Below are 11870 nucleotides of genomic sequence, written 5' to 3'. Positions count from 1 at the left end.
CAGCAGTATTGAGATTAAAATATATCTTCATCTCTCAATACTTTTTTACTATCCTAATTCTGCCTTTAGAGCTTTTTCCAGGGAAAGGTATTTGAACTGATAGCCTTCGCCAATAATTTTCTTAGCGCTGACATTCTGACTGGCAAAAAGTAGTGTATGCATTTCGCCCAAAGCCATTTCCATTACAAATTTTGGTATACCAGGCAAAAAGAATGGTTTGTCCATTACTTTAGCGATCTCTTTAACCAAAGTTTTATTGGTTACCGGATAGGGTGCCACAGCATTATAAACTCCTTCCATTTCGTTTAAAAGCACAAAGAGATAGATATGAATCAAATCATAGATATGTATCCATGACTGCATTTGATTTCCACTGCCAAAAGCTGCCCCCAGTCCTAACTTTACCGGTCCGGCAATTTCTTTAAGAGCTCCGCCTTTACCCGACAGTACTAAACCCGTTCGTATCTTAGATACTTTAATATCGAGTTGCTTTATCCTGTCTACAGCGGCTTCCCATCGCTGTACAACATGACTTAGAAAAGAATTATCAAATTCGGTTTCTTCTTCAGAATACACCCTATCAAGACTGTCCGGATATATACCAATAGCTGATGCCGAGATAAACTGAGTTACTTTATTTGGTTTATTTTTAAGCGCGCCATATAGTAGTGTGGTAGAAAGAACACGGCTTTCCAGTATTTCCTGCTTATAAGAATCTGTCCAGCGTTTGGATATAGATGCGCCTGCCAAATGTATAATAGCGTCTACATCTTCCAATGAATTTTCATCTATATCTCCTTTGTTTGGATTCCATAAAAATCCCTTATAATTAGTTTCGTTTTGCAGTTTACTTTCAGATGTGGTTAGGTAATTTATATAAACACCATTTTTTAATAATAGTGATACCAGTTCGTTCCCTACAAGCCCGGTGGCTCCAGTAATTAAAACTTTCATAACTAATTCTTTTTCATATCTCAAATTTAAACGATACCACTAAATAAAAATTCAAAATGCTCTTCGTTTAACGAATGTTTGTGATTAGCTTACTTCAAATTAGTTATTTCACCTTAATGCTCCATTCAAATTCCATATGCGATACCTGATCGCCTGCCTCATCCTTACCAAAAGAATGCATCCAGAAGGTTTGCCCCTCTCCGGTAGCGATTGCTTTTGCAATGGCCTCTTCTATTAAATGACCGTCATTACAGGTAAACGTTATTCTTCCACGTGCCTTTTTAGTAAAGTTCCCTTTATTATTTGCAACTAGCATTGATATTTTTTTTCCGCTTTTCTTTATATGATACATCACCAAAGCACCTGTAGTAAGCTCTGCTGCCATAGCCTGAACCGCAAAGTACATTGAATCAAAAGGGTTCTGATTAAACCAGCGGTGCTTTACGGTAGCAGTACATGATGTGGTCGAAATCTCCTTTACACGCACCCCACTCCAGTAGGCCGACGGCAGTTTAACAAAAAGGAAAGTATTGAGTTTGGACGGCGTGAATTCCATAGTTTATTGATTTTAATGCTAAAATACAGATAATTACCCAAATTATAAAATGTTAAATTTATGTTAAATAACAGTACTTTGCATTGCATAATACCTTTCAATAGATATATATTTGCATAGAATATTAATAGACATAAACCTATACTATGGAAACAACAGCAAACAAAAATACAGCCACACTGCTTCAACTAAGTGCCTTTACTCAGTATTTCTTTCCTTTTGGAAACTTTATATTCCCGGCATTAATCTGGAGCTTTAAAAAAAATGATTCAGAATTTGTAGATTATAACGGTAAGCAGGCAATCAATTTTCAGCTAAGCCTTTTTTTATACTCAATGGTACTTATAATAATTGCCGCTCCAATATTCATTTTTACAGTGTTTAATAATATGAATTTTACAATGGACTCCAATGGAGAATGGATCATAGAGCAGTTCAGCATGGGTAAAATAACCTCACTGGTGCTAATTGGATTAATTGCATTACTGATTGTAATTGTACTTAAAGTAGCCGAGTTCTTCCTGATACTTTATGCATCTGTAAAAAACAACAATGGAGAACGTTATAACTACCCATTAACCATAAAATTCATAAAATGATGAAAAATATAATAGTTACCCTGCTTTTATTGGCAAGCCTGGTATCATGCAATACTGAAGACAGTAAAATTAAATACAGTTACTCTGTAAACAGTCAAGGCATGGTAAGGCGTGAAATGATAGCCAGGAATGCAATGACCGATACCGAAATTGAAATGGAAGGAAAGGCTGCTTTTTCTGCCGACGGAAATACAATAACCGGCATTACAACAGGTGGTTTTATAAACTACCGTGATAAAGAAAAGGAGTTAAAAATTACAAACAGTGACGGTAAGATCATTACCAACATAAAGATAAACGACAGAAAGATTTCTTTAACAAGCGACACCGGAAAAGAAATAATGGCAGATGCCGCAAGACAGGTTAAAAAATTACAGAACAAACAGAAATAAACACAGGAGTTCAATCATCAATCAAATCAATCAACCCGCCCCTAATCAAGGCAAATCATCATCATCAAATCATCAATCAAAAAACGAATCATCATGAAAAATTTAGCAATTACAGTCCTTTTAGCTTTAGCAGGTATATCAGGATATTCTCAAACAAGTGAAACAAGAAAAATTTCAGATTTCACAAACCTTGAAGTTAAAAACGGTATCGAAGTGATCTTTACACAACTGGATTCCCCAGGACTAATCGTTGAGACTGACAGTAAAGCAGATCTTCAACAGGTTATAACAGAAAATAACAGTGGTACATTAAAAATTTATCTGAGAGAAGGTAATGAAAACCAAAAGACAAATACAATTCATAAAGCTGTAAAAGTATATGTCGCACAAAAGAATGTTACAACTTTTAAGGCCAGTACTGGTTCATCAATAAAGCTTGCAAATGAAATTAAAATGGACGATGTAACTATCAAACTGGCATCGGGAGCATCGTTTACGGGTATACTTGACTGCAAAGGCAAATGTACTATCAAAGCCGAATCAGGTTCTGCATTTCGCGGTAAGCTTACTGCAGACTCTTTTAAAGCAAACATAACAGGAGGTGCCTGCGTTAAGATAACAGGAGATACAGAAAGCTCAATAGTGTACTGCAACAGCGGTTCATTTCAGGCAGGTAAATTTATGAGCCAAACGGCAGATGTAAAAACAATAAACGCATCTACTGCATCAGTATATGCCTCAAAATCAATCAGTGCAAACACAGACAGCTCATCTACCATTACTTATTTTGGTGAGCCCATAGATATAAATTTAGGAAGCAATTCTTACGCTATAAAAAGAGATAATGTTAAATTAGCTTTAAATTAGAGCGTGACTTGCAGTAACAGACGAAAATGTAGAAAAGAAATGAAAAGTCAATTAAAAATGAACGCTAATGAATATTGAGAACACCAAGGCCCAAATGCGCAAAGGGATATTGGAATTCTGCATCCTCTCAGTACTAAGAGAAAAAGAGGCATACACATCAGAAATTCTGGATACTCTAAAGAACGCGAAGCTGCTTGTTGTAGAGGGCACGGTTTACCCACTACTAACAAGATTAAAAAACGACGGATTGCTCAACTACCGTTGGGAAGAATCAACTTCGGGGCCACCAAGAAAATATTACGGCCTGACCGATGAAGGAAAAGAAATTTTAAAAGAATTAAACACTACCTGGACGGAACTATCCGATGCAGTAAACATAATAACCAGTCAAAAAGCATAGTCATGAACAAAACAGTAAGTATAAATTTAGGAGGCTTTTTCTTTCATATAGATGAAGATGCCTATCAAAAGCTGAATCGCTACTTTGATGCTATCAGACGTTCGCTCTCTCCTGACGGAAAAGACGAAATTATGAGTGACATTGAAAACAGGATAGCCGAACTACTGTCCGAAAAGCTTAAAAATGACAAACAAGTTGTGGGCAATAAAGAGGTAGATGAGATCATGGCCGTAATGGGTCAGCCTGAAGACTACAGAATAGACGAAGAAACCACAGAACAAAAAAGCGCTTATACCGCATCCGATTTTACCTATACCAAAACAAAAAAGTTTTATAGGGATAGTGAAAAAGGAATGCTTGGCGGCGTATGTGCAGGTCTTTCTCACTACTTTAGAATAGATCCGCTATGGATAAGAATAATATTTATTATCTCTCTATTTGTTTCTTTTGGTACCAGCCTGTTTATTTATATCCTTTTATGGATACTTATCCCAAAGGCTATAACTACTACCGAGAAACTGGAAATGACAGGTGAACCCATTAATATCTCTAACATCGAAAAAAAGGTAAAGGAGGAGATTGACATGATCACGGGAAAGTTGCAAAATGTAGATTACGACAAGCTTGGCGCCAATGCTAAATCGGTTGGTAATGGGATCGGGTCTGTGTTCTCTGCACTTTTTAAAGGTATCGCTAAAGCAATTGGGGCAATAATAGCTGTTATATCGGCAGTTTGTCTTGGAGGAGTAATTGTAATGTTTATCTCATTACTATTTTCTTCATCACTAAACAATACATTTTGGCACAAATGGATAAACGGATTTAACTATACAGAAACACCAATGTGGGTATTAGGCCTTGCAGCATTTTTTGCTCTTGCCATACCGTTATTTATGTTATTCCTTTTAGGCCTTAAAATACTTGTAGACAACCTAAAACCAATAGGTACTATTACTAAAGTTACTCTTTTGTTCTTATGGATCATCTCTGTAGCAGCTGTAGCCTATTTTGGTATGAGCCAGGCAGCTGAAGTAAATGCAGAAGGTAAAACAGTTGTGAAGAAACAACTAAGCGAGATAAGTGCTGCTGCCAGTGATACACTCCAAATAAAATTCAGGTATAACAATTATTATGCAAAATCATTTTATGAGGATACCGATTTCAGGTTTACACAAGATTCTTTAGGCAACGACATCATCTATTCTAATAAAATTACTTTTTATGTAATGAAGACTGATGAAGCGTCTCCTTATGTACAGATTGAAAAAATTGCATCGGGCAGATCATCTAGCGAAGCCAGAAAAAGAGCAGAAAAAATTAAATATAACTTTGAATTCCAAGGAAATACATTAATTTTAGATAATTATCTGATTACAGATTTAAATAATAAGTTCCGTAATCAAAAAGTGGAGGTCTATCTTTATTTACCGGAAGGCATGATATTTAAATGCGATGAAAGTGTGAAGCAATATGATGATACTGATAATTCTTTCTTTGACCTTTGGTGGGATAGTGGAGAACATTTCTATCAAATGGAAAAAGCTAAAGTTAAATGCCTGGATTGTCCTCCTGATGAATATAATTCTGACGGAGAGATACCTGAAGTTCCAGAAATGCCTGAGATTCCAGAACTACCGGAAGACGTACATATAAATGCCGGAGGAAATGGAAAAATACATATATCTGACGAAAATGTAAATGTTCACGTAAGTGTAGACAGCATAAGCGTTAGGTCTAAAAAAAGAAACTAACCCATTAACAACCATACCAATGATTAAAGTTATCGTAAATATTACAAAAGCAATTGTTGCCATTGTAGTGTCCTTATTCTTTTCTTCATGTGATTTCATGGGCATAAAAGGCAGCGGCAATGTTACAACCGAAAACCGTACCGTTACCGGAGACTTTACTACTGTAAATGTAGACGACGGCATGGAGGTGATAATAGAACAGGGACCACAAAGCTCTATAACTGTTGAGGCTGATGACAACCTGCAGAAGCATATAAAAACAGAGGTTAAGAACGGAGAACTTTACATATCAAGCGATCAAAACATTAGTAATGGAGCAAAGAGAATTACTGTACGTTTAACAGACATTAAAAGTATTAGTTGCGATGGCGGTTCGTCTATAAAAAGTAGTGGCTTGTTAAAAGGCAATTCTATAGACCTATCATCTGATGGCGGAAGTTCTGTAGAGGTTCGTGTAGAAGCTAAAAACCTGAACTGTGATTCTTCAGGAGGAAGCTCTCTTGCAATAGTAGGTATGGCTCACAACATAGAAGCAGATGCTTCCAGTGGCAGTAGCATAGAAGCCAATAAACTAACGGCTCACAATGTAAAAGCAGACGCTTCCAGCGGAAGCTCGATCACTGTAAACCCAATTGATAAGCTTACAGCAGATGCGTCAAGCGGCAGTACTATTTATTATGTGGGTACACCTTCCAAAATGGAAAAAAATTCTGATTCAGGAGGAAATATCGTCCAAAAATAATATAAGATACCCCGCACTGCCGGGGTATTTTTTTATGCTAAACTTTTTATGAAAACATTACTATTCGCAGCAATAATGCTTATTGTCTCAATGGGTTATTGCCAGCAAAAAGAAACCTACCCTACTACCAAACAAGCATTAGAATCTAAAATTACAGCCCTGGATGCAGCAGCATTTGATGCTTATAACATTTGTGACCTTGAGAAATTTAAAACCTTTTTTACCGATGATCTTGAGTTTTATCATGACAAAGGCGGTGTAACACTAACAAGCGCCAAACTTATGGAAACCATGAAAACCGGAATGTGTAGTAAAGCCAACTGGAAACTAAGACGAGAAGTTATTCCCGGCACCCTGAAAGTATACCCAATGGATGGTTATGGTGCATTACTCACCGGAGATCATTCTTTCTATGTGACTGAAAATGGGAAGGAACAATTAACCGGAAAAGCGAAATTTACACATCTTTGGCTGCTTAAGGACGGACAGTGGAAAATGTCCAGAGTATTTAGTTATGATCATGCGGGAGCTAAATAATTTTACTTTTTATACATCATAAAAACATCAGCTGTCGCTGGTGTTTTTTATATATTTGCCTTATCCAATAATGACAAATACAAAAAATGAAAAAAATTCACCTTCTCCTATTCTCCTTACTAATTACAACTTTTTCATTTGCGCAAAAGAAAGAAAAGATAAAAGGAACTAAGATCGTAACTGTTACCCAAAAAGAAATAGGCAGTTTTGATAGTATCGAAATTGAAGATAACCTTGAGATCTTTTTAGCTAAAGGCGGAACTCAGGGACTGGAAATTGAAGCTGACGAAAACCTGCACGAAGTTATAATGGCCGAACTTAACGGTAGTACTTTAAGGTTATATACTGCTAAAGAAGTTACCGGATCAAAAAAACTAAGCATTCGTGTTACCTATACGGATAACCTTAAATCCATAACTGCCAAAAACGAGGTAGTACTAAATTCGCTTACCGACCTTCAATTGGATACAATTGCGATTAAAAACCTTGATTATTCTAAATCATATCTTAATGTAAAATCGGGAAACTTTAGCCTTAGCCTGAATGACAAGACAACGGCAGAGCTAAATTTACAGGCAGAAAGTACTGCAATAGAATTAAGCAAAGGCGCGCAGCTTAAAGCTCTTATTGCAAGTCCGGAAGTAAAGATAGATATGTACCAAAAATCAATCGCTACAATTGAAGGAGATGCTGCCAATGCTAAGATCCGCCTTGATAACAATGCAACCTTTACCGGAAGAAAATTTAGCGTAAAAAACATGGAATTGATTTCTGAAAGCTACACTACTAATGTTGTAAATGCCTTGGAGACAATAATCATATCTGTATCAGGAAAATCGCAAACACAGCTTTTGGGTAAGCCAAAAGTTACTGTTCTGAACTTTGCTGACAGCGCAGTTATTTCTAAGAAAGAACAATAAAACAATCAGATGTTTTTAAAGGATAAAACAAAAAGCAGTACTTATTAAGTACTGCTTTTTTATGAATATAAATCGAAGTTATATCAATGTCTTCGAATTTCTCGCTTTCGAATTAGAAAGGATTAATGACTCTCTAAAGTTGCTAAATAACGTTCAGCATCAAGAGCAGCCATACAGCCTGAACCCGCAGCTGTAATAGCCTGACGGTATTCTTTATCCTGTACGTCACCTGATGCAAATACACCCGGTAGGTTTGTTTTAGTAGATTTACCCTCTGTGATAAGGTAACCGGTATCATCCATATCAAGCTGACCTTTGAAGATATCGGTATTGGGCTTGTGCCCAATAGCAATGAATAAACCTGTAATTGCAATCTCCGATTTTTCTCCGGTAACATTGTTAACGATCCTAAGACCATCAACAACCTGATCGCCAATAACCTCATCTACTTCACTGTTGTAAAGTACCGTTAGGTTAGGTGTATTTTCTACACGGTGCTGCATTGCCTTAGAGGCTCTCATCGCATCTTTACGGACCAGCATTGTTACATTTTTACAAATATTAGCTAAGTATGTAGCTTCTTCGGCAGCAGTATCCCCTGCTCCAACGATAGCCACATCCTGACCACGGTAAAAGAATCCGTCGCAAACGGCACAAGCAGATACCCCACCGCCTCTTAAACGCTGCTCACTTGGTAAACCAAGGTATTTTGCAGTAGCTCCGGTAGATATAATTACAGTTTGGGCATGAACTTCTTTATTACCATCAATGGTAACTTTGTGCCATCCGCCAGCTACAGTACTAAATTCTACAGCAGTAGCCATCCCGATGCGCACCTGCGTACCAAAACGCTCCGCCTGCTGCTGCAGCTGGATCATCATTGTAGGTCCGTCAATACCTTCAGGATATCCCGGAAAGTTATCAACTTCTGTAGTGGTGGTAAGCTGGCCTCCCGGCTCCATACCTGTATAAAGAATAGGTTTCATATCTGCTCTTGCAGCATAAATGGCAGCAGTATAACCTGCAGGCCCGGAACCTATAATAAGACATTTGATTTTTTCTATAGTATCAGACATAACTTTATTACAGTAATTAAATTAGTGTTGCAAATGTAAGTTTTAATTGAAAAAATAACTATACTTCTCCATCAGTTTTGGCTATTAATAAATAAAAAACGTTTATCGTTTTGAGAAGTAAAAATAAGTAGTATATTTGCACCACTAAAACGCAGAAATGCTCTTATTCGGGGTGTAGCGTAGCCCGGTTATCGCGCCTGGTTTGGGACCAGGAGGTCGCAGGTTCGAATCCTGCCACCCCGACAAAAAGCTGAACAGAAATGTTCAGCTTTTTTTATTTTATACTTATAAAAGTAATATTATGTTTTCAGTGTACATATTATATAGTGAAACAAAATCAAAGTATTATGTGGGGCAAACTAATGATCTACAAAATCGGTTAAACAGACACAACTCAGCACAAGTAACTTCAACAAAATATGGAATACGATGGGAAGTATTATACACTATCCAAGTTTCAACACGAACAGAAGCTATGTTTTTAGAAACTAAAATAAAAAAGAGAGGTATAAAAAGATATCTTGAAGATATTGGATATCTATAATTTATTCTAGGTAATACGGTTATCACGTCCCGCTTGAAGCGGGAAGGTCGCAGGTTCGAATCCTGCCACCCCGACAAAAAGCTGAACATTTCTGTTCAGCTTTTTTTATATCCATACATTTCTAGCCCGATATTTTATTACATATATAATCATATTCAACACCACTATCCTCCAGATTTGCAGTTTTACAGAAATGAAGACGTTCAAGAACTTTTATTGCACTCTCATTGTCTTGAGTTGTTTCAGCCCAAATACGTTTTAGTCCAATTGTATTTATTCCGAAATCTACTGCCAAAGCAACTGCTGCGGTCATAAAACCTTTTCCTCGATGTTGAGGTAATAAAACAAATCCAAGCTCACCTGCTCCGTTGTCTAATCCACGATAGTAACCACAGGTTCCTACAATTTTATTAGTTGTACTATCTGCAATACCCCAGTGAATGGAACTACCGTCAGTATAGTCTTTGTTAATCTTATCCTGCATTTCTATCGCCTCTTCCTCTGTCGTTGCCTGAATAGCATCATAAAACGATATTTCTATAATATCACTGATGTCATTCGTCTCAATTTGTCGTAAAAAGACTTTATCGCCAGTGATATTGGGGAAAATGCTATAAGGGGGTAACTTCATTTTATGTTGATATCTGTGTATACTTATTTTACAAACATATAAATTAAACTAACTCAATAAAATAATATTTGAATACAAATTGTAAGAAAAAAACAATAAATTTGAATCTTATACACTCAGAAAATTCGGGTCTTGTATCGAGTTTCCATTCTAATTTAGAATTTTTTAATATTTAAATCATGAGATCAAAAATTTTACTTTTTTTATTTATGGCGATGAGTTTCTCTGCTCTTGCACAAACCGGCTATAAAAAAGTTTATAAACTAAATGAATACAATAAAGACTGGTCACTTGTAAAAACAATAAGCAATACGTATGGCTTTATTGATAAAAACGGAAAAGTAATTGTACAGCCGATATATTCTAAAATTGAAAAATTTGGAGAATACAACAAAGACTGGGCATTGGTAAAATCAATATCAGACACTTATGGTTTTATTGATAAAAACGGAAAAGTAATTGTAGAACCAATCTATTCTAAAATTGAAAAATTTGGAGAATACAATAAAGACTGGGCATTGGTAAAATCAAGGTCAGATGCTTACGGCTTTATCAACAAAAACGGTAAAGAAATAGTTCCTACAACATATAAAATGGATGAAATCAAGAAAAATTTCAAGGAGATATACAAAAAGCACAATGCTAAATAATTTAGACTAGATGAAGAGTAATCTATAAAAAGGTACTCTTATTAAGTTTACAATGAGATTCAAATCTGGACTGTAATGTCCAGATTTTTTTGACCTCATGAAAAACAATACTATGTTTTCAGAATATATATTATAGCAGAACAAAATCAAGATATTATACTAGTCAAATTAATGTACAGTAATTTCGAAGGTATTTACTTTACGCATTTGTCATTAATTGATAGGATTTGTCTCTGTTTTTATGTGAGTCTTAGTCATACTGTTGATGAACTCAGTTGGGGTTTGACTTGTTTGAGTCTTAAAGAATCTCATCATATGGTTCGGTTCAGAAAAATTAAGTTCGTAAGCAATCTCATTAATAGTTTTGTTCGAATGAAGAAGCAAGTTTTGTATTTCAAAGAGAAGACGTTGTTTTAACAATTGAGTAGCTGTAGTACTGAACTGGACTTTGATGGCTTTGTTTAATGTAATTCTGCTAATGCCCAACATTTCAGCATAATCACCGATGCGCTGCTTCTCCTTGATGTGAATCTCCATTAAGTTCTTAAAAAGAAAAGCAAAGTTATTCCCTGATTTCTTCAAAGACAGTACATGTTGATTTGCATATCGGCGGTTCAGTGTCTGTAGCAAATAGTATAATAATGAGCGAATAATATGTACACTATCGGTTTCACTATTCAATAGCTCCATTTTGATCTCTGTCAACAGGTTACAGTATTTTAGCATTTCATCCTTATCAACATTCATTTCTAAAGGATGTACCAACTGATAAAAGTACAATAAGCGGTAAGTAAATAATTTATCTGCGAAAAAATCATTTAAAAAGGCTTCTTGAAAAACCAAAGAAGTAACCTGAAGATTGTCGGAGTCCAATCTCCAGTTTCGCTTTTGAAACGGTGAAATAAAGATAATCGAACCAGCTTTCAACTCAATTTCTTGCTGGTTTAAAATTAATATACCCCTTGCTTCTTTAAAAAATAAAATCTCGAAATAGTCGGTATCAAAAGTGCCTGTATCTGTATAATCAATATCTTTTTCTGTTAACACATTTAACAGAAAATCAACGCCACATTCAGTCTTATGAAATTTAATCGTTTTCATGTTTTACTTTTAGTACACGAAGTTAGTGAATATATACATTAAAAATCTATTACTGACAATCCTACAACAACAACCCTGTTATCAAAATGGTAGTAATTAGTAAGCGTTTGATACTTTAAAAATAATTCTCTGCAACGACCTTTGTAACGA

15 protein-coding genes and 1 tRNA gene are annotated in these 11870 nt (G+C 35.8%); 11 read left to right on the top strand and 5 right to left on the bottom strand.

Annotated elements, in window-relative coordinates:
- Positions 1 to 48: 48 nt before the first annotated feature.
- Both EPI11_RS04655 and EPI11_RS04650 read right to left on the bottom strand, forming a co-directional pair.
- Positions 49 to 954, bottom strand: coding sequence for a TIGR01777 family oxidoreductase (locus tag EPI11_RS04655; RefSeq protein ID WP_128388785.1), 906 nt, complete (start codon positions 952 to 954; stop codon positions 49 to 51).
- Between the two features lie 103 nt (positions 955 to 1057).
- Complete coding sequence (locus EPI11_RS04650; RefSeq protein WP_128388784.1) at positions 1058 to 1510, bottom strand: DUF4442 domain-containing protein; 453 nt, start codon at positions 1508 to 1510, stop codon at positions 1058 to 1060.
- Between the two features lie 146 nt (positions 1511 to 1656).
- Between EPI11_RS04650 and EPI11_RS04645 the strand changes: the two genes are divergently transcribed.
- The 8 genes from EPI11_RS04645 (at position 1657) to EPI11_RS04610 (ending at position 7718) form a co-directional block, all read left to right on the top strand.
- The gene (locus EPI11_RS04645; protein WP_128388783.1) at positions 1657 to 2109 is read left to right on the top strand and encodes a DUF4870 domain-containing protein; all 453 of its coding nucleotides are present in this window, start codon (positions 1657 to 1659) and stop codon (positions 2107 to 2109) included.
- A complete protein-coding gene (locus tag EPI11_RS04640) occupies positions 2106 to 2501 on the top strand; it encodes a hypothetical protein (protein ID WP_164879108.1) in 396 nt (131 codons plus the stop codon). The genes EPI11_RS04645 and EPI11_RS04640 overlap by 4 nt, the downstream gene beginning before the upstream one ends.
- Before the next feature lie 93 nt (positions 2502 to 2594).
- Positions 2595 to 3368, top strand: coding sequence for a GIN domain-containing protein (locus tag EPI11_RS04635; RefSeq protein ID WP_128388781.1), 774 nt, complete (start codon positions 2595 to 2597; stop codon positions 3366 to 3368).
- Between the two features lie 67 nt (positions 3369 to 3435).
- Complete coding sequence (locus tag EPI11_RS04630) at positions 3436 to 3768, top strand: PadR family transcriptional regulator (RefSeq protein ID WP_128388780.1); 333 nt, start codon at positions 3436 to 3438, stop codon at positions 3766 to 3768.
- Between the two features lie 2 nt (positions 3769 to 3770).
- The gene (locus EPI11_RS04625) at positions 3771 to 5519 is read left to right on the top strand and encodes a PspC domain-containing protein (RefSeq protein WP_128388779.1); all 1749 of its coding nucleotides are present in this window, start codon (positions 3771 to 3773) and stop codon (positions 5517 to 5519) included.
- Positions 5520 to 5538: 19 nt separating this feature from the next.
- The gene (locus EPI11_RS04620; protein WP_128388778.1) at positions 5539 to 6261 is read left to right on the top strand and encodes a head GIN domain-containing protein; all 723 of its coding nucleotides are present in this window, start codon (positions 5539 to 5541) and stop codon (positions 6259 to 6261) included.
- A gap of 48 nt (positions 6262 to 6309) precedes the next feature.
- Positions 6310 to 6798 (top strand): nuclear transport factor 2 family protein, encoded by a 489-nt coding sequence (locus EPI11_RS04615; protein WP_128388777.1) that lies wholly within the window; start codon positions 6310 to 6312, stop codon positions 6796 to 6798.
- Positions 6799 to 6884: 86 nt separating this feature from the next.
- A complete protein-coding gene (locus EPI11_RS04610) occupies positions 6885 to 7718 on the top strand; it encodes a GIN domain-containing protein (RefSeq protein WP_128388776.1) in 834 nt (277 codons plus the stop codon).
- Positions 7719 to 7840: 122 nt separating this feature from the next.
- Here EPI11_RS04610 and trxB read toward each other — a convergent pair whose 3' ends face one another.
- Entirely contained in the window at positions 7841 to 8794 is a 954-nt protein-coding gene (trxB, locus tag EPI11_RS04605; protein ID WP_128388775.1) for a thioredoxin-disulfide reductase, read from the bottom strand.
- Positions 8795 to 8962: 168 nt separating this feature from the next.
- Here trxB and EPI11_RS04600 point away from each other — a divergent pair.
- A tRNA-Pro gene (locus EPI11_RS04600) sits at positions 8963 to 9037 on the top strand.
- Between the two features lie 58 nt (positions 9038 to 9095).
- Positions 9096 to 9338 (top strand): GIY-YIG nuclease family protein, encoded by a 243-nt coding sequence (locus tag EPI11_RS19235; RefSeq protein ID WP_128388774.1) that lies wholly within the window; start codon positions 9096 to 9098, stop codon positions 9336 to 9338.
- A gap of 121 nt (positions 9339 to 9459) precedes the next feature.
- On the opposite strand, the gene EPI11_RS04590 is transcribed toward EPI11_RS19235, so the two are convergent.
- Positions 9460 to 9969 (bottom strand): GNAT family N-acetyltransferase, encoded by a 510-nt coding sequence (locus EPI11_RS04590; protein ID WP_128388773.1) that lies wholly within the window; start codon positions 9967 to 9969, stop codon positions 9460 to 9462.
- 179 nt (positions 9970 to 10148) lie between these two features.
- Between EPI11_RS04590 and EPI11_RS04585 the strand changes: the two genes are divergently transcribed.
- On the top strand, positions 10149 to 10619 hold the full coding sequence (locus tag EPI11_RS04585; protein ID WP_128388772.1) for a WG repeat-containing protein: 471 nt from the start codon (positions 10149 to 10151) through the stop codon (positions 10617 to 10619).
- 213 nt (positions 10620 to 10832) lie between these two features.
- Here the strand turns inward: EPI11_RS04585 and EPI11_RS04580 are convergent, their stop codons facing one another.
- Positions 10833 to 11720 (bottom strand): AraC family transcriptional regulator, encoded by an 888-nt coding sequence (locus EPI11_RS04580; RefSeq protein ID WP_128388771.1) that lies wholly within the window; start codon positions 11718 to 11720, stop codon positions 10833 to 10835.
- Between the last annotated feature and the right edge of the window lie 150 nt (positions 11721 to 11870).

It is taken from the genome of Flavobacterium cerinum, from assembly GCF_004028155.1.
Lineage (GTDB): Bacteria > Bacteroidota > Bacteroidia > Flavobacteriales > Flavobacteriaceae > Flavobacterium > Flavobacterium cerinum.
Note: the sequence above shows the minus strand (reverse complement) of the source record. Positions and strands in the feature narration are given on the sequence as shown.